The 18,664-nt window shown below is 42.8% G+C and carries 13 protein-coding genes and 1 tRNA gene; all 14 read left to right on the top strand.

Going from position 1 to position 18,664, the window contains the following annotated elements; all coding sequences use genetic code 11:
- Nucleotides 1-12: 12 nt before the first annotated feature.
- The 14 genes from DUK53_RS06210 (at nucleotide 13) to DUK53_RS06145 (ending at nucleotide 18,531) form a co-directional block, all read left to right on the top strand.
- The gene (locus DUK53_RS06210; protein ID WP_052164984.1) at nucleotides 13-1,260 is read left to right on the top strand and encodes a hypothetical protein; all 1,248 of its coding nucleotides are present in this window, start codon (nucleotides 13-15) and stop codon (nucleotides 1,258-1,260) included.
- Complete coding sequence (locus DUK53_RS06205; RefSeq protein ID WP_036090322.1) at nucleotides 1,257-2,297, top strand: glycosyltransferase family 4 protein; 1,041 nt, start codon at nucleotides 1,257-1,259, stop codon at nucleotides 2,295-2,297. Before DUK53_RS06210 ends, DUK53_RS06205 begins: the two co-directional genes overlap by 4 nt.
- Before the next feature lie 23 nt (nucleotides 2,298-2,320).
- Complete coding sequence (locus DUK53_RS06200; protein ID WP_077917814.1) at nucleotides 2,321-2,545, top strand: helix-turn-helix domain-containing protein; 225 nt, start codon at nucleotides 2,321-2,323, stop codon at nucleotides 2,543-2,545.
- A gap of 168 nt (nucleotides 2,546-2,713) precedes the next feature.
- Nucleotides 2,714-4,042, top strand: a complete 1,329-nt coding sequence (locus DUK53_RS06195) for a glycosyl hydrolase family 28-related protein (RefSeq protein ID WP_036090324.1) — start codon at nucleotides 2,714-2,716, stop codon at nucleotides 4,040-4,042.
- 267 nt (nucleotides 4,043-4,309) lie between these two features.
- A complete protein-coding gene (gene nrdD / locus DUK53_RS06190) occupies nucleotides 4,310-6,460 on the top strand; it encodes an anaerobic ribonucleoside-triphosphate reductase (protein ID WP_036090327.1) in 2,151 nt (716 codons plus the stop codon).
- Complete coding sequence (gene nrdG / locus DUK53_RS06185) at nucleotides 6,453-7,001, top strand: anaerobic ribonucleoside-triphosphate reductase activating protein (protein ID WP_036090329.1); 549 nt, start codon at nucleotides 6,453-6,455, stop codon at nucleotides 6,999-7,001. The genes nrdD and nrdG overlap by 8 nt, the downstream gene beginning before the upstream one ends.
- Nucleotides 7,002-7,207: 206 nt before the next feature.
- Nucleotides 7,208-8,155 carry a N(5)-(carboxyethyl)ornithine synthase gene (locus tag DUK53_RS06180; RefSeq protein WP_036090332.1) on the top strand — a complete coding sequence of 316 codons (948 nt, stop codon included), beginning with the start codon at nucleotides 7,208-7,210 and terminating at the stop codon, nucleotides 8,153-8,155.
- A gap of 387 nt (nucleotides 8,156-8,542) precedes the next feature.
- Nucleotides 8,543-10,969 (top strand): metallophosphoesterase, encoded by a 2,427-nt coding sequence (locus tag DUK53_RS06175; protein WP_036132607.1) that lies wholly within the window; start codon nucleotides 8,543-8,545, stop codon nucleotides 10,967-10,969.
- A gap of 165 nt (nucleotides 10,970-11,134) precedes the next feature.
- Nucleotides 11,135-12,253, top strand: a complete 1,119-nt coding sequence (locus DUK53_RS06170) for a M20/M25/M40 family metallo-hydrolase (RefSeq protein WP_036132609.1) — start codon at nucleotides 11,135-11,137, stop codon at nucleotides 12,251-12,253.
- Between the two features lie 87 nt (nucleotides 12,254-12,340).
- Nucleotides 12,341-13,180 carry a YitT family protein gene (locus tag DUK53_RS06165; protein WP_036090339.1) on the top strand — a complete coding sequence of 280 codons (840 nt, stop codon included), beginning with the start codon at nucleotides 12,341-12,343 and terminating at the stop codon, nucleotides 13,178-13,180.
- A gap of 35 nt (nucleotides 13,181-13,215) precedes the next feature.
- The gene (locus tag DUK53_RS06160) at nucleotides 13,216-14,379 is read left to right on the top strand and encodes a hypothetical protein (protein ID WP_124892629.1); all 1,164 of its coding nucleotides are present in this window, start codon (nucleotides 13,216-13,218) and stop codon (nucleotides 14,377-14,379) included.
- Between the two features lie 117 nt (nucleotides 14,380-14,496).
- Complete coding sequence (locus DUK53_RS06155) at nucleotides 14,497-15,225, top strand: pyridoxal-dependent decarboxylase (protein WP_052164985.1); 729 nt, start codon at nucleotides 14,497-14,499, stop codon at nucleotides 15,223-15,225.
- Between the two features lie 288 nt (nucleotides 15,226-15,513).
- Nucleotides 15,514-15,586 (top strand) — tRNA-Asp (locus DUK53_RS06150).
- Nucleotides 15,587-15,804: 218 nt separating this feature from the next.
- Nucleotides 15,805-18,531: a toxin Cry1Ac domain D-VI-related protein gene (locus tag DUK53_RS06145; RefSeq protein ID WP_036090344.1), complete on the top strand. Its 2,727-nt coding sequence runs from the start codon at nucleotides 15,805-15,807 to the stop codon at nucleotides 18,529-18,531.
- The last annotated feature ends 133 nt before the right edge of the window (nucleotides 18,532-18,664 follow it).

Raw genomic sequence — 18,664 nt, 5'->3', positions numbered from 1 at the left:
TATTAAAGGAGCGTGGCAAATATCACAGCATTTTTTATAACTCTCTTAATGGCTTTATTCGCAGGTCCATTAAAAGAAATATTACCTCAATTCGGATATATTGATAAAGTTGTAACTGTGGTATTTGCTCTCTGCGCCATCATGAAATTGGTGTACATGGAACGTAAAGGGCAGTACACGCTCCGTCCGAGAGATATCGGATTATTCGTTCTAACTATAATATTCATCATCTATAGTTTTCTACCAAACATGTTCCACCAACCAAGTAATACGCTTTCTTTACAAATATACTCTATGTTTTCCTTAATCAAATACGCGATTACATTCTGGAGCGGATTATATTTATTTAGGAATCTGAAATTGCAAAAAACGACGCAATATTTCAAAATAATTTCAGTTACGTTTACAACTATCTGTTTAATCTTAGGCATAGCCAATCTAAAGTTACACTTCCTAAGTACATTCGACATTCGATTTGGATTTGAAACAGTATCTTTTGGTTTCGGCCATCCAGCTCAGTTTGCTGCAGCCGTCATTATTATAACCATTATTCATAGTTTTATCAGTTGGTCAGAAAAAGATAAAGTCCCATATCTTCTCATTTTTGCTAACTTTGCACTAGTAATTTTGGCAGGAAGAACAACATCGATAGGTTTCTATTTATGCATGATGTTACTGTTGCTAATACTCCCACACATTCGTCGTATCCCAATATATATCTATTTCCTAGTAGCGGGTGTCTTGGCTTGGTTCGGTCGAGATCGAGTTGTCTCTCAGTTCTTCGGTTCAGAAGACGAAGCAAGAGGCGTTTTGCTAAACACAGGGCTTCAAATTGCCAGTGAACACGCTCCATTAGGTGCAGGGCTAGGCATGTTTGGCTCACATGCCTCGCGACTAAACTATTCCCCGCTATACGAAACCTATAATATCTCTAAAGTATGGGGTTTATCACAAGAATATCCTAGCTTTATAGCAGATTCATTCTGGGCGATGGTATTCGGTGAGCTAGGATTTATGGGAGCTGCGTTCATCATTTTCCTTTTTGGGTATATAGTATGGCTGTTATATAAGGAAGTACAAATAAATGATTATCAGACAAAGTTTTTGATTATGCTCCCGCTTATTTATGCCTTCATCACGAGTCCTATGGATACAGTGATGGTATCAGGCACCATGGTAACTATCGTATTAGCAGTTATCTATATGGTGGCATTAAAAAATGAATATCAAGAAAACAGAGGAGAGGAAGCGGTACTATGAAAAAAGTTGCTATGATTGGTCCAGGAACGACATCAAAGGGTGGGATTGCTACAGTAATCGCTAATTTTGAAAAAACTTTTTCAAAAGATACAGTGAAAATACATTACATTGCTAGCTGGAGAGAGGGCAACTCAATATTTCGCATGTTAGTTCTAATGAAGGCACTATTTCAGTTCTGTATGCTTCTCCTAGCAAAAAAAATCGATATTGCGCACATCCATATTGCTCAGAAAGGAAGCTTCTATCGAAAAGTTCTATTCATGAGAACCGCAAAAATGTTTCGTCGCAAGGTAATTTTGCACATGCATGGCTCCCAATTCGATCTATTCTATGACGACAGAACACCGAAACAACAGCAATGGATAAAAAAGCAATTAAATCATGTGGATGAGCTTATTGTGCTTAGCGAGGAATGGGCTAAGTTTTATAAGCAAATATGCAAAGTGAAAATAACAATTGTTGAGAATGCGGTAGAGGTTCCCACGTCTAATCCATATACTAATGATGGAAAAACAGTTGTTATGTTTGGCCGACTTGGTGAGCGTAAAGGCACGTACGACTTATTGAAAGCAGTAGAGCTTTTAGGTGAAAAATATGCAACCTATGAGTTTGTTCTCTATGGTGACGGAGATTTGGAACAAGTAACACAAATAATTGAAACGAAAGCTCTGAGCAACGTTAAGATAGGTGGATGGATTGAAGCCGAACAGAAAAAAGCAGTAATGGATGATGCGATAATCCATGTTTTACCATCTTATCACGAAGGTCTTCCAATGGCTATACTAGAAACAATGGCAAACGGAATCCCCAATATTAGTACGCCAGTTGGAGGTATTCCGCAAGTGATTCAACATAGAGCAAACAGTGGATTAGTAAGCCCTGGTGATGTGGAAGAATTGAGTAGAGAACTAGCTTATTTATTAGATAATGATGTAGCAAGAAAAGAACAAAGCCAAAAAGCATACACAATGATTCAAACTAAATTCTCTATAGGCTCCTATAACAAAAAATGGGAAAGCATATATAAAGGTATTTAATAATAAGGAAAGGCTAGGTTCATATGGAAAATAAAAATTTATTAGAGATATTAGACGAGTACTTTCTCTCAACAAAGGAAGCCATTGAATATTTAGGTGTATCTAGGCAATGTTTTTTTTCACTAGTTTCTAGAGGTAAAATTAATAAGATAAAAAAAGGCTCAGTAGTTTTATATTATCGACATGAGATAGAAAATCGTAAATTAGATGCGTTTGCTTTAAGGCGAAAATATAATTATTCAGATTAAGAAAATAAACCTTGTTTAAATCCACCATAATGGATTTAAACAAGGTTTATTTTTATTGAAATTCACAGAATAGTCACCAAATATAGGTTTATTTATGATATATTTACTGTGTAGATGCGAGGAGGCGTTTACATTTTAAAATAAATTAAAAATGGAAGGGATGATGAAATGAGTATATCGAGTATTATAAATATAGCAGATTACGGTGCAGCAACAACAAATAGCGGGGCAGAAAATTCGGAGGCTATTCGTGAGGCTTTAGACCAACTTATTCATTTAAAAGGAGGCATTCTTTTTATACCTCTAGGCACATATAAAATTAACGAAACGATAACAATTGATTATCCTGGAATATATATTCGTTCTGCAAGCCCATACAGATCAATGCTTAGTGTGGAGACGGAATTTACAGGTAGTGAAGTAATTAGATTTGAGCCAGGGCATGATTTTGATAGCGCTAAATCAGTAGGTATCGAAAATGGTTTAACGATAAGTTGCCAGAATGCTACTGTTCATGGTATCACCGTAATAAGAGGCTACGATCAGTTGAGCTTTAGAAATGTTGAAATAAGAGGTGTCAATAAGAATCATAGTGCCTTTAATTTTACTCAGACAAGTAGTAATATCAAAGTTTTAGGGCAAACACTTTTGATGGAAAACTGTGTAGCTCTTCGGTGGGGACAAGAGGCAGATAGAGCGTTATATTACATCAATCGTTACCAAGAAATCAATCTGATCGGTTGTAAAGCATTTTCGGCTATAAAAGAAAATGCGAGTGACCCACAGCCAGAAGCAGGAAACGCTTTCCATTATAAGGATTGTAGAGGCGTCACTATGTCGGGTTGTTCCGCAGCATTTGCGGAAAATGCAATCATTGTAGAGGCTGATTTACGAAATGCAACTGGGACAACGATATCAGGACAAACGAACGAACAAATCTCCAATTTAGCACTGAAGACAATTTGTAAAACAGGAGTTGCGATTGGTTCTATCACGTATTTGCCTTATCGTGACGAATCAGGCGGAGGCGGTTTTGAGTTGAATAATTGCACGTTATCGACTATTTATTCGCTTAATAAAGAAGTCAAATTAAGCCAAGGAAGTTCAAGGAATGTCATATTTTCATCTGATATTTCAAAAGTAGTAGATACGCCAAAAGGGAATGCGATAATGGGGTTGTCCAAGTTTGATAAATTAGGGTTTAGTATGAATGAAGCGCTTGACATTAATGGGAAATCATTAGATCCAACATTTACATTGCGTGGAAAAGATGGTTTACAAGAAGTAAGAATGAGGCAAATAGGCACTGGCTTTCAGTTAGATTTAAAGGAAGATAGCACTTATAAGAAAAAATTGGTGGTCGATTCAAGTATAGAAAAAGCAACAAGTATTAGTTTAAGCTATAAAGTAGATGGTGTGGAGAAATTTGCAAAAGTATCTGTAGGCCCAGTAGACAGCGGAGGGCCGGGACAGAGACAGCTGACTATACCAAATTGATTAATCATTTTAGAAGGTAGCGTGTTTTTTTGAGCGCTCCTTTTTTTCACGGAAATAAGCCATTAGCCTCTTCACTATGTAGTCATTATTATCTGGCGGAACACAATTGTTGATTTAATCACATTCTCCCTTGGCAAGCTTTTTTTGAAAGTTCGTTCGAATAGCCTATTTTCTGATTTGCTTCGGTTTCCGTTAGAAATAAAGCTTATATTGTGCCATAATAGAAATGCAGATACAATATATAGTGTTCGAAGGGAAGCGGAGATAATGTACGTGGAGAAGGAAACGGAACAATTAGTTATTAAAAGGGATGGTCGGAAGGTCGGGTTTGACCTGATTAAGATTCGGAATGCGGTGCAGGCTTCAATGGTGAGTTGTGGCGTGGATGATGCGGCGTATTTGGAAGCAGTTTTAGTTGACATTGTGAAAAACTTACCAAATGATATGGCGGTGACGATTGATGAGATTCAGCATGTGGTCGAGAATCAGCTGATGAAATCTACATATCCAGATGTGGCGCGGGCTTATATTGAGTATCGGCATGACCGGGATTCGCAGCGGGCGAACATGACGGACTTAACGACGAGTGTGCAGAAGTTGCTGGATCGGGATAAAACGGTGGTGAACGAGAACGCTAATAAGGACGCGACGGTTTTTAATACGCAGCGGGACTTGACGGCGGGCGCGGTGGCGAAAAGTTATGCGTTGAAATATATGCTGCCAAAACATGTGGCGAACGCTCATTTGAAGGGGGATATTCATTTTCACGATCTGGATTATAGTCCGTATCACGCGATGACGAATTGTTGTTTGATCGATATTGCGGGGATGCTGGCGAACGGTTTCACGATTGGGAATGCGAACGTGGAAAGCCCGAAATCGATTCAGACGGCGACGGCTCAAATAGCGCAAATTATCGCGAATGTGGCGAGTTCGCAGTATGGTGGTTGTTCGGTGGATCGGATTGATGAAGTTTTAGCGGCGTATGCGAAACGGAATTATGAGAAACACGAGAGCGAGGCGGAAAAATGGGTTTTGGCGGAGCGCCGGGAGGAATTTGCGCGGGAACGGACGCGAAAGGATATTTATGACGCGATGCAGAGTTTGGAGTATGAGATTAATACGCTGTACACGAGTAATGGCCAGACGCCGTTCGTGACGCTGGGCTTTGGGCTTGGCGAGGACTGGTTTGCGCGCGAGATTCAGATGGCGATTTTGAGGGTTCGGCTTGGTGGGATTGGCAAGGATAAGCAGACGGCGATTTTTCCAAAATTGGTTTTCTCGGTGAAACGGGGGACGAATTTGGACGCAGAGGACCCGAACTACGATATTAAGCAGTTGGCGCTGGAATGTTCGGCGAAACGGATGTATCCGGATGTGCTGAATTATGATTCGTTGGTGCGCTTGGCGGGTGATTTCAAGGTGCCGATGGGTTGTCGTTCGTTTTTACCGGCGTGGCAAGATGCGGATGGTGAATTTGTGAATGCTGGGCGGAATAATTTGGGTGTTGTGACGCTGAATGTGCCGAGAATTGCGATTCAAAGTGGCGGTGATAAGGAACGATTTTGGGAAATTTTCACGGAAAGGATGCAAACGATGAAGGACGCGCTACTTTTCAGATTGGAACGGGTTCGGGAGGCAAAACCGGAGAACGCGCCGATTTTGTATAAGCATGGGGCGTTTGGAAAGCGGCTCGATGATGGGCAGGATGTGGATCAGCTGTTCAACAAGGAGCGGTCGACAATTTCGATTGGTTACATTGGCTTGTATGAGGCGGCGACAATGTTTTATGGCGGTGAATGGGAGACGAATCCTGAAGCGAAGGCGTTCACGATTGAGATTTTGCGAGAGTTGAAGGAATACGCGGATGCTTGGAAGGCGGAATATGGCTATTGGTTCAGCGTATATTCGACGCCGAGCGAGAGTTTGACGGATCGCTTTAATCGCTTGGACCGCGCTAAATACGGCGATATTAAAGACATCACAGACAAAGAATACTATCAAAACTCGTTTCATTATGATGTCCGCAAAAAAGTGACGCCGTTTGAAAAGCTCGATTTTGAGATGGAATATCCCGAATATTGCTCTGGTGGCTTTATTCATTATTGTGAATATCCGAAGTTGACGCATAACCTGAAAGCTTTGGAAGCCGTTTGGGATTATGCATATGATCGTGTCGCTTATTTGGGAACGAATACACCGATTGATCGTTGCTATGAGTGCGATTTTGAGGGCGAATTTGCGCCGACCGCGGAAGGGTTTAAGTGCCCAGCATGCGGAAATACGAACCCAGAAACGGCGGATGTGGTGAAGCGGACGTGTGGATATCTTGGGAATCCGATGAAACGGCCAATGGTGCATGGCAGACACGAGGAGATTACGCAACGGGTGAAGCATCTGGAGTCTTCCGATGAATAATCCGAAACCGCAAGAATGGCGCGCTGAGGACATGTCCGCAAACTATGTCGCTGATTATAAGCCGTTTAATTTTGTCGATGGCGAGGGCGTGCGTTGTAGCTTGTATGTATCTGGTTGTCCATTCCATTGTGAAGGTTGCTACAACAAGGCGGCGCAGTCATTTCGCTATGGCACGCCGTACTCGGAGGAGCTCGAGGACCGGATTATCGCGGATTTATGGCATGAAAGCGTGCAGGGTTTGACGCTGCTTGGCGGGGAGCCGTTTTTGAATACGGGTGTGTGTTTGCCGCTCGTGAAGCGGATTCGGACGTTGTTTGGCGATGCGAAGGATATTTGGTCGTGGACGGGTTACACGTGGGAAGAATTGATGCAGGAAACGCCGGATAAATTGGAGCTGCTTTCTTATGTAGATGTCCTTGTCGATGGGCGTTTTGAACAGGATTTATTCGATGTAAAACTCGCATTTCGAGGCTCGAGTAATCAGCGGATTATTGACGTGAAGGCGTCTTTGAAAGCAGAACAAATCGTTATGTATAAGTGAACAAAGAAAGTGGCCTGAAAATAGGAGGGTCGCTTTTTTGTTTGTAAAAATTTCACATAAATTAGCATCGTATCATTTTTATGTGTTACTATTAAGTAGCAAGGAATATTGCAGACATCACACGGATTATTAGTCGGAAAAGTCGGTATAAACAAAAAAATGCTGGACTAAACACCTATACCACAAATACAATGGAGGTAAAAAAAATGTTAGAAATGAAGAAAAAGACGATGGGTTTTGTCAATAGTCATAAGGAAAACGAGAAGAGAATTGCGTTGTTACCTGAACATATCACGACTATTACGAATGCAGATCAGCTTTTTTTCGAAACAGGGTATGGTGAGGTTTTGGGGATAGAAGATGGGGAATACATGGCGCTTGGCTGTCATGTTCAGTCGCGAGCGGACGTGCTCCGTCAAGATATTATTTGCGAGCCGAAGATCGGTGACTCCGAATTTCTAAGCCAATTACAAAAAGGTCAGACGATATTTGGCTGGGTGCACGCGGAACAAAATAAGGATATCGCGAATAAATTGGTGGAATCAGGGGTGAAAGCCTACGCTTGGGAGAATATGGACTACATGAATCGCCATTGTTTCTGGATCAATAATGAGCTGGCAGGCGAGGGTGCGATTATGCATGCGTACCAACTGATTGGCGAGATGCCTTACAATACAAAAGTGGCGATTTTGGGGCGTGGTAATGTATCTCATGGTGCACAGAAAATACTGCAAAACTTAGGCGCCGAAGTTCATATTTATAATCGTAATCAAGAAGCCTTATTTCAAGAGGAATTACCGCAATATGATGTGATTATCAATGCGATTTTATGGGATTTGAAACGAACAGATCATATTATGTATCGAAAAGATTTACAGCGTTTGAAGAAAAATGCAATTATTATCGATGTGAGTTGTGATCGGGCGGGCGCCATTGAAACGAGTATTCCAACGACGATTGCGAATCCGACATATACGGTCGACGGGATTTTACACTATGTAGTCGATCATACGCCGAGCCTACTTTACAGAACCGCGTCGCATTCGATTTCCACAGAAATAGCGAAATATGTAGATGATTTGATCGAAAGTAGAGCCAATGCCACGCTTGAAGCTAGTGTTGTTACGGTGGTGATGGACTCAATTTATAGATAAATAAATGCATAAACCCCGATTATAGGCCCTGATTCATAAGGTGGGCGTTATAGTCGGGGTTTCTGTTTGTTTTGATTAGCCAGCACGGTTAACTTCCTTAGCCATTTTTGCAGGGTCTACAAGTGTCTCGCCAATCGCTGTAATTACTTGCCAGAATTTTTTCATATTCAACAGCTCCTTTCCTAATTCCATTATAGCCTGTGCGCATGGGAGTTTCCCGCGATTTAAATAACAATTTACTAAGAATATCTTACAGTTTTATCATAATTATTGTAAGGATTGAAAATTTACATGCAAAATACAGGATCGATACACATTCTCAAACAACGCTTAACATTGCTGCGCTAAACTGGTGTGGTAAGTGAAATGGAGGGGGATTGAGAAACGGTGAAAAAGTGGAAATCAGGGTTTGTTTATTTATTGGTGGCGCTTATATTGGTTCAAATCGGGGTTAGTTATATCCCATTTGGAAATGTGGTGAAGGCGGAGGGCGTTGCGGGAGAGACGCTTATCGCGAAAGAATCTAGTTGGAAATATTGGGATCAGGGTACATATCCAGGTGATACGTGGCGTGACGGGACGTTTGATGATACTGCTTGGAAATCTGGAAAAGGGGCGCTGGGTTACAATCCGAAAAATGCGGATATTAAGATAAATACAACGATTTCTTACGGTACGGATGAGGACAAGAAATATCCAGTTTCCTTTTTTAGAAAGAATTTTGAGGTGAAGGGTTCGGACAAGTACTTGCGTGCGAATTTGGCGCTGAAAGCTGATGATAGTGCGGTTGTTTATATGAACGGGAAAGAAGTGAAGCGGGTGCGACTCGCGGATGGAGCGATTAATTTCGTGGATTATTCGGGGCAGCAGAGTTCGGATGCGGTGGAATATGAGGGAATTAAGCTCGGCGCGATTCCGCTTGTGGAAGGGACGAACACGATTGCCGTTGCGGTTTTTCAGCAGAAGGGAACGAGCTCGGATGTGACGTTTGACGCGGAGTTGACGGGATTTGTGACGCCGGATGAGGTTGTGGCGGACGCGGATTATACGCCGAGCAAGATTGCGGTGACGTTCTTCGGGAACACCCAGACGCAAAAAGGTGTGACGTGGCATACGAAATCGGACGCGGGCTCGGACTTGCAATATGTGAAGGCGGTCGGGACGGGGGTTCCGAGTTTTGCGGGAGCGCAGACGGTGACGGGTAAAAGTGAGGCGAATGACGCTGCGATCGGCGGGTTCTCGCATCAAGTCGCAGCGAAGTATTTGGATTCGGGCACCACGTATTGGTATCGTGTCGGTGATAAGACGCGGGATAAATGGAGTGAGCCGGCCAAGTTTACGACGCAGAAACGGAATACGAAGGCTTTTGATTTTTTATATGTGACGGATTCGCAGGGAAGTAGTGAGGAGGAGTATAGTTGGACGGACGCGACGCTGAATAAAGGTTTCGCGATGTATCCGAACGCTGAATTTATTCTGCAAACGGGGGATTTGGTGAATACGTCATCGAGTCCAGCTGAATGGGGCTGGTTATTTGGCACATCGCAAAAGTTGCTCAGCAATACGACGATAGCGGCGGCGACGGGGAACCATGACGCGTTCAACAATTCGTTCCGCCAACATTTCTACTATGATCATCCGGCGAATGCGAATAATTTGAATAAAGGCGTGTACTATTCGTTTGACTATGGTCCGGCGCATTTCATGATGCTAAACACGAACGATCAGGATTCGCGGGCGCTTGATCCGACGCAACTTGCTTGGCTGAAAGAGGATGCTAAAAAAGCGCGTGCGGACGGTGCAAAATGGCTGGTTGTCGCGTTTCATAAAGGGATTTATACGGTGGCGAGTCACATGACGGATACGGAAATCGTGACGCTGCGTGATCAATTAGCGCCAGTTTTTGATGAGCTGGGTATTGATATTGTGTTGCAGGGCCACGATCACAGCTATTTCCGTTCGCAGCAAATGGATGGTAAGATGCCGATCGCGACGGATACTATTGGCAAAGTGGAGGATGACGGGATTTCGCGCGATGTCGATCCGGGCGGACAGAGCTACCATGTCATCAATACGAGTGGGTACAAGTTTTATCAGCCGCAATCGGAAAGTAATATGAGCGCTGCGGGCGTGTATCCAGCGAAGTACGCCCAACCGATGTTGCAAATGTTTGCTGGGATTAGTTTTACAGAGGATCGGTTCACGTATAAAGCCTACACGTATGACGCGAAATCGGCTCAAACTGCTCGTGCCACAACTGATGCGACGCTTTTCGATACGTATGGCATTTTGAAAACGGACAAGGCGCAGGCGGTCACCGCGGAAATCGATGCTTTGCCGACGACGATAGCGCTCACAGACGAGGCAGCCATTTTAGCCGCAAAAGCTGCGTACGATAATCTGGACGCGACATTGCAAAAATACGTTACGAATTATGCCGTTTTAACTGCAAAGTTGGCTGATTTGGAGGCCTTGAAAGTAGAGGAACCAACGCCGGAGCCGGAGCCGGAACAACCAGATCCAGACCCAGAAATTCCGACGCCAGAAAAACCGGTGAATCGGGAGCAACCAGAAATCCCGACATCACCAGAGACACCAACTGCGTCAGAGCAACTGACCGTCGTACAACCATTACCAAATCAAGTCGGCGCGGAATCTAAGCCAGTTGAGGCTAGCGCCGTTTCTGATGGCGATGCGAGTGAGCCCAATTTACCAACGACGGGAGATACAGACACGATGTGGGCACTTGTGGTCCTCGGCGGAAGCCTCCTCGTTTTAGGCTCAGCGATTTTATGGCGACGCAAATTAAAATAAGGATAAATCAAGAGTTGGCGCCGATTGTGGTCTGCCAACTCCTTTTTTAATACTAATAAATGTAAAACTAGGTTTAAGGCAAAAATATAACGGGAAAATCTCAAGTATATATCAAATTACCTATTTTTAATGATCGACAAAATCAGCAAAAGGGAGGAATCAACAATGGTGAACAGCAAACGATTAGTGGACACGTTTATCGAGCTTGTCCAAATCGACTCAGAAACGAAACATGAAGGGAATTTTCAAGCATTTTTAAAAACACGATTTCAGTCGCTAGGCCTTGAGGTAAAAGAAGATGACACGATGTCAAAAACGGGTTTTGGCGCTAATAATTTAGTATGCCGACTACCTGCGACTACCGACGCCGACGCGATTTTCTTTTCTTGTCACGTGGATACGGTTACACCAGGCGTGGGTATCAAATCGCAAATCAAAGATGATATTATTTATTCCGATGGCACGACGATTTTAGCGGCCGATGATAAGGCTGGTATCGCGATTATGCTGGAAACCATCCAGTTAATCAAGGAAAATAACACCCCCCACGGCACGCTCGAATTTGTGCTGTCAGTCGGGGAAGAGAGCGGTTTAATCGGCATTAAAGCCTTTGATATGAGCGCACTTACCGCGAATTATGGTTTTGTCCTTGACACAGGTGGCCCGGTCGGAAGCATTACAGTTGGCAGCCCGACGCATGCAGGCCTGGAAATCGAGATTCACGGAACCGCGGCACACTCTGGAATCGAGCCTGAAAAAGGAATCTCAGCCCTTGAGATCGCCGCAAAAGCAATTTCTCAGATGAAACTAGGCCGTATCGATTTTGAAACGACCGCAAATATTGGTATAATTAAAGGTGGAACTGCGACGAACATCGTGATGGAACACGTGCGGATGGTTGCAGAAGTTAGGTCGATCAACAGCAAGTCCTGCGAGACGCAAATACAGCACATGAAAGACTTATTCGAAAAAACGACCGCAGATTTGGGTGGCGCGATTACAATAAAAGTAGAGATGAAGTACGGCGGTTACCACTTCGATGCCGAAACGAACGTCGTCAAAATCGCAACGCAAGCGATGGCAACGCTCGGTATGACAGCAAAGCACGAAACAAGCGGTGGTGGCAGTGACGCCAACATTTTTAACGAACAAGGAAAAGAAACAACCAACTTATCGATTGGCTATGAAAAAATTCACACCGTTCACGAGTATATTCCTATTCGCGAACTAGAAAAAGCGACGGCATTAGCATACGAAATTGTGAAACACGTGGCATCGAAATAATTGCCCACAAGCTAGGAAGTCGCGACATAAACAGCACCTTTCATAGACGAAAATCACGGTAAGACTAATCAGATAGAAGGTGTTTAAATGAAACATTTAGTGAAACAATTTTTACTCGTAGCAGTTTCCATTGCGCTTATCGGTGCAAGTATTAATCTTTTTCTCGCGCCGCATCATATCGCAGCGGGTGGCGTGACGGGTATCGGGATTTTGGCCGAACAAGCACTTGGAATTCCAATCGCGATGACCGTACTCGTTCTAAACGTCATCATGCTTATCCTAGCCTTTATTTTCTTAGGACGCGCCGTATTTGTCCGCTCATTCCTTGGAAGCCTACTTTTGCCACTATCCTTGGCAGTTATTCCAGAAGTTATGCTAGCGCAAGATCGCCTGCTATCCGTTATTTTCGGTAGTATGATTTTTGCGATTGGTGTTGCGATTCTGTACCGCATCGAGGCTTCTAGTGGCGGGACAACGATTCCACCGCTGATTCTCAAGAAATATTTTAATCTGAACACATCGCTTGGCCTCTTTTTAGTCGATACGATTATTGTTATTTTCAATATTTTCATATTCGGCGTCGAAGAGTTTCTATTCGCCATACTCTCACTTATTTTAGTTGCCATTATTATGAATTATTTAGAAACAGGCCTCAAGAAACGCAAAGCCGTGATGATTATGAGCGATCACAAAATAGAAGAAATCAAGGAAGGCTTGCTAAAAGAAATGGGGCGTGGTGTCACTGTTTTCAATGTGTCAGGGGGATACAGTGGTAGCGAAAAAACGATGCTGATGGTCGTTTTGGAAACACGCGAATATCAAACCATCCTGAAAGTTATCAATTCTTTAGACAAGAAAGCTTTTGTCATTGCTTACACGGTATCTGAAGTACACGGACTCGGCTTCAGTTATCATACAATTGAATAAAAACTAAGTGTATAACAAAACGGGGGGGATTAATCATGAATCCAGTTACAGCTTTTACGATTATTATGCTCATTTGGGCGATCAGTGATTTCGTTTCCAAAAAAACCAAGTCACTTATTTCATCACTACTTGTAGCATCCATCATTTTCTTGGTGGGCTTTAAAACAAATATATTTCCAGAAGACCTACTTAGCAGTTCATCACTACTCGCGCTAGGCCAGACGGTTGTCGGATTTATCATCGTTCATATCGGAACCATGATTAGCCTCGACGAACTCAAAAAACAATGGAGAACCGTTGTGATTGGCGTCGCTGCAGTACTTGGTATCGCCGCATTCCTTTTCCTCATCGGCTCGTTTTTCTTAGACGAGAACTTCGTCATTGCTGCCATTGGTGCGATCAGCGGCGGAACCATTTCGGTCATTATTGTACAAGAATCCGCGCTAGCATCAGGCTTACTACTTGTAGCCGTTTTCCCAGTTCTGATCGCTGCGTTCCAGGGCTTAATCGGTTTCCCGCTGACATCCCTTATTTTGCGCAAAGAAGCCAACCGTATCAAAGGAGAATATCGGGCTGGGAACATTCAAACAGAAAAAGCAGAAGTCCATCATGATGAAGCGAAAACGATGATGCCAAAAGCGTTACAAACAACGGCAGGAACCCTATTCGTAGTCGGCGTTGTCGTGATGCTGTCCATCTACATTGATACCATCACAAACGGCGTTCTAAACACGTTCGTAGTCGCGCTATTATTCGGTATCGCCCTACGCGCATTCGGCGTCATCAAACCAAACATCCTAAGCGGCATCGATGCATACGGCCTAATGATGCTGTCCATCCTAATCATCATTTTTGGCCCACTAGCTACATCTTCCGTCGATGACCTCGTTGCCCTTATTGGCCCACTTTGCATCGCATTCGCAATCGGCGTAAGCGGGAGTGTCGTATTCTCAGCTGTCATGGGAAAAATCCTTGGCTACAGCGTTTCGATGTCGATCGCAATCGGCCTCACGACGCTATACGGCTTCCCAGGAACCATGATTTTGAGTCAGGAAGCCGCGAGAAGTGTTGGTGAAAACGAACAAGAAATCGCGGCAATCGAAGGCCAAATTTTACCGAAAATGATCATCGCAGGTTTTTCAGCAGTAACGATAACCTCCGTCGTGCTCACAAGTATTCTAGCGGAACTGATTCACTAAACACCCAAAACAGAGAAGGCCACGCGGTTCTTCTCTGTTTTTACGTACTAATTAAGTTTGCCAGCATCCAAAAGAGGCTATGGTGCAAAGAATATATTAAAAAGAAGTTGGATAAAAATGGCGTTACTTGGTGGTAATAAAAAAGACTCGAAGCACGATGGAATAGGATTATTTTACGGAGAAGGATTATCCGAACAGTCACTTCCGCGTTACGTAATACCAGCAGATACGATAGACGAGAACGCCGATCAACGCGACGAATTCATCGGTACATCGACAGTCGGTTCCTCCGAAGCCTGCATGCTAGGCGGAATGGCCGCACTTTTTCGTTGGAAACAACAAGCCCGCAATCTCGGCTTAGATATGAGCAAGCGTCCAAACATGATTATTTCATCCGCATATCAAGTCGTTTGGGAGAAATTCGGCGTCTACTGGGATATCGAATTACGCAAAGTTACAGTGACCAAAGAATGCCTCGCGCTCGATCCCGATAAAGCAATAGCTCTCATCGATGACTACACCATCTGCGTCGTCGGCATCATGGTTTTGACTTATACCGGCCGTTACGATGACATCAAAGCGCTAGACGCCGCAATCACGACCTATGATAAAACAAGTAAGGTAAAAGTCTATATCCACGTGGACGCCGCGTCAGGAAGCTTATACACCCCGTTCATGGAAGCAGAGCTAGAATGGGATTTCCACCTCGATAACGTCAAATCCATCAACACATCCGGCCACAAATACGGTCTCGTTTACCCCGGCGTTGGTTGGGTAGTGTGGAAAGACAAAGCATGGCTATCAATTTTTAACGTCCAGCCATTCTCATCGTCGCTTGGCCCCTAAAAGAAGGCACCGATGTCAAATGGGACTTATACGATCTATCCGATTTCCTACGGCTTCACCCACTAAGCGCCCAGCAGCCTGATAAATACTCATTAGCGTCGTTAAAAGTTCCGCTCCGGTACTCGCTTTTGCCTAGCTACTAAGCATTTGTCGGGCTGCTGGGGTTAGGTATTCCAAATCAGGATTTTATAAGGAGTCGTGTTTTTTTGAGAAAAAACTCGAAATCGCTTGACGCGGGGGCTGAAACATGTTTTAATAAGGGAGTGCCAAAAATGGTGCAGCTTGAAAGGTTCCGTGGTGTAGGGGTTAACATGCCTGCCTGTCACGCAGGAGATCGCGGGTTCAAATCCCGTCGGGACCGTCAAATAAGAATCGCGTTTTGTTTAGGATTTCATATCCTAGACAAGACGCGATTTTTTATTATGCCAACGTTTAAAAGACACAAAATGTTCAACTGGATGCCGTGAGAATTCCGTATTTATAGAACATTAGCCTAAATTTCTGCTTTATACTTGCAATTAAGCAGTTTGGTTGAGATATGCGAACCATCCTGTAAACTTAATGAGAGTAGGAATAGAATTGAAAAACAAGAAAGTAAAGAAGTTAGTAAGTGTATTAACTATTGCAACAGTACTAGGAACAAGTGTAGTAACACCGCTTAATACGATGGCTACACCAACACAAGCAGCGACATCAGCGACAGCTCCAAAATACGTGGCGCCAGGGTATACAACATTATACATGTCAAATATCAATGCATATTTTCCTTCAGCATCACTCGACGGGAACTACCTAGTTATTGATATGATAAAAATACACAAGGGTTACGGTATAGATGTTCTATTTCCAAATGGGCAAAAAATTCAGGTATATAAGCAACTTGCTTCCAATGTTGCTGAAACAGCTCGGATTTATGTAGGAAATACGAATCTTCAGTCCGCACCTTATCGGGTTTTCTATGTAGATAAAATTAACCCAAATGGAACATCATATCTTAGCGGTAAATATTCATTTCAAGTAGATACGTCCAGATTTTATAAATACGATACCAACTTTGGACAAGCGGTATACAATTTATTTACTAGCTCAAGTTTGACAACAATCGGTGCAGAAGTAACGCAAGCGGACATTGATATTGCAAAAAATACTGCGAAAAACGCTGTAACTTCTCCAGAAAAAACAAGATTGGAAAATTTAATTAATCAAGCACAGACGCAGCTAACAAACAATACAACTGTGAAAGAAACAGAAGCACGCAATGCCGTCAATGCTTTATTCAGTAATAACGATCCAAAATCGGATGCAATTAAAGCTACAACCGATCAAGCGGCGATCGATGTGGCGCAAGGACTTGTTAATTCAGTCAGTAACCAGACGATACGAGAAGAACTACAAAAGGATTTAAACAAAGCCCAAGAATTGCTAAACGCACGTCATGCAGCTGAATTAGAAGAAGCCGCCAATAAATCAGTCAAAGAATTATTCGTAAACGACACAGTAGCAAGCAATGCAATCAAGAACGCAACGAACCAAAAAGCCATTGATGATGCACAAAAAACAATTGACATCGTAACAAATGGAACGGTAAAAGATGCACTACAAGCCGATTTAAATAAGGCGCAAGAATTACTAGATGCACGTAACGCAGCCTTAGAAGCGGATAAAAACCAACAAGTTATTGCAGATCATCTAGTAAAGCAACTTTTCGTAAATAACACGCCAACAAGCGATGCCATTAAAGATGCAACGAACCAAGTGAAAATTGATGAGGCACAAGAACAAGTAAGTTTAGTGAAAGACCCGACAGTCAAAGCAACGTTGCAAGCCAATCTAGACCGCGCTCAAGAATTGCTAGATCTACGCAACAAGACGGACCAATCTGCCAAACAAGCTGAGGCAGAAAAAGCAGTAAACGAGCTATTCACAAACAACAATCCAGAGACAGGCACAATCAAGGATACAACTACACAAAAAACAATTGATGATGCGCAAAAATTAATAGATGAAGTAACCGATGCAACTAAAAAAGCAGAATTGCAAGCGAGCTTAGACAAAGCCCAAGAACTTTTAGATGCTAAAAACGCAGCAATCCAAGCGGAGAAAGATCGCCAAGTTGCAGCAGAAAAAGCAGTAAATGAGCTATTCACAAGCAACAATCCAGCGATAGATAAAATCAAAGAAACAACCACACAAAAAGCAATTGATGATGCACAAAAATTAGTAAATACAGTAACAGACGCAGCGAAGAAAGCCGAACTACAAAAAAACTTAGATCGAGCGCAAGAACTTTTAGATGCTAAAAACGCAGCAATCCAAGCGGAGAAAGATCGCCAAGTTGCAGCAGAAAAAGCAGTAAATGAACTGTTCACAAGCAACAAGCCAGCAACAGATAAAATCAAAGAAACAACCACACAAAAAGCAATTGATGGTGCGCAAAAACTAGTAAATACAGTAACAGACACAGCGAAAAAAGCCGAACTACAAAAAAACTTAGATCGAGCGCAAGAACTTTTAGACGCTAAAAACGCAACAACAGGAAAAATCACACCGAATGATTTTACCATTGGTACAGACAAATTTATTACAGGTAGCTACACAGGAGACGTTGCCAAAGTATCCATCGTCCGAGGTTTTGACGAATACACTGGAGCAACAGTCAAAAATGGCGAATTTAGTTTCTATACAGTCGGCAAAGCAATCAAGAAAACGGATCAAATTTATGTAGTAGCATACGACAAAAATGGCAAAGAGTTATCACGTGAACTAGTGAAATTCGTTGTCGTGACAGAAGGAAAAATCACACCAGTTGAAATGACTATTCCAGGTGACAACAACATTACAGGAACTTACACAGGAGACGTATCCCGCATTGAAGTAAGTGTGAACGATGGCGAATTCAAAAAAGGCGGAACAGTAGCCAATGGAACCTTCAAATTCTACTCTTATGGCTTGGTAACGAAAGCAACAGATAAAGTAGTTGTGAAAGCATACGATAGCGCAGGAAAACTACTCGACACAAAAACTGTTAAAATCAAAACAACCATTCCAACTGCGGGAACAGTTACGGTGGCAGATTACACGCTAGGCACAAGTAACATTACAGGTGTTTTTACAGGTGATGTGAAGTCGCTTAAAGTAACAGTAGGCACAACCGTTTACAGCGGTGGAACAATCAACGGCGATGGCACATTCAAATTTTACATCCTAGGTAAAATCGCATTTGTAACAGACACAGTAAGCATTGCAGCATACGATAAAACGGGTAAATTCTTAGATAGCAAAGTTATTACCGTATTACCAAAATAAATAACGAAAAAAGATGGTCCGCGCAATGCGAGCCATCTTTTTCACGTATGAGATTAGGAAACATTTAGTTAAAGAAAAATTAGCACGTCATAAAATTGTCACAAAATAGTGGTGAAAAACAAATATTTCGTGA

Origin of the sequence: Listeria sp. SHR_NRA_18 (genome assembly GCF_003856515.1) — a bacterium.
GTDB lineage: Bacteria > Bacillota > Bacilli > Lactobacillales > Listeriaceae > Listeria_A > Listeria_A newyorkensis.
Note: the sequence above shows the minus strand (reverse complement) of the source record. Positions and strands in the feature narration are given on the sequence as shown.

Coding starts and splice junctions, on each gene's coding strand:
- DUK53_RS06195 (WP_036090324.1), top strand. CDS start 2,714: ATGAGTATATCGAGTATTATAAATATAGCAGATTACGGTGCAGCAACA.
- DUK53_RS06180 (WP_036090332.1), top strand. CDS start 7,208: ATGTTAGAAATGAAGAAAAAGACGATGGGTTTTGTCAATAGTCATAAG.
- DUK53_RS06200 (WP_077917814.1), top strand. CDS start 2,321: ATGGAAAATAAAAATTTATTAGAGATATTAGACGAGTACTTTCTCTCA.
- DUK53_RS06165 (WP_036090339.1), top strand. CDS start 12,341: ATGAAACATTTAGTGAAACAATTTTTACTCGTAGCAGTTTCCATTGCG.
- DUK53_RS06170 (WP_036132609.1), top strand. CDS start 11,135: ATGGTGAACAGCAAACGATTAGTGGACACGTTTATCGAGCTTGTCCAA.
- nrdG (WP_036090329.1), top strand. CDS start 6,453: ATGAATAATCCGAAACCGCAAGAATGGCGCGCTGAGGACATGTCCGCA.
- DUK53_RS06155 (WP_052164985.1), top strand. CDS start 14,497: ATGGCGTTACTTGGTGGTAATAAAAAAGACTCGAAGCACGATGGAATA.
- DUK53_RS06205 (WP_036090322.1), top strand. CDS start 1,257: ATGAAAAAAGTTGCTATGATTGGTCCAGGAACGACATCAAAGGGTGGG.
- DUK53_RS06160 (WP_124892629.1), top strand. CDS start 13,216: ATGAATCCAGTTACAGCTTTTACGATTATTATGCTCATTTGGGCGATC.
- nrdD (WP_036090327.1), top strand. CDS start 4,310: ATGTACGTGGAGAAGGAAACGGAACAATTAGTTATTAAAAGGGATGGT.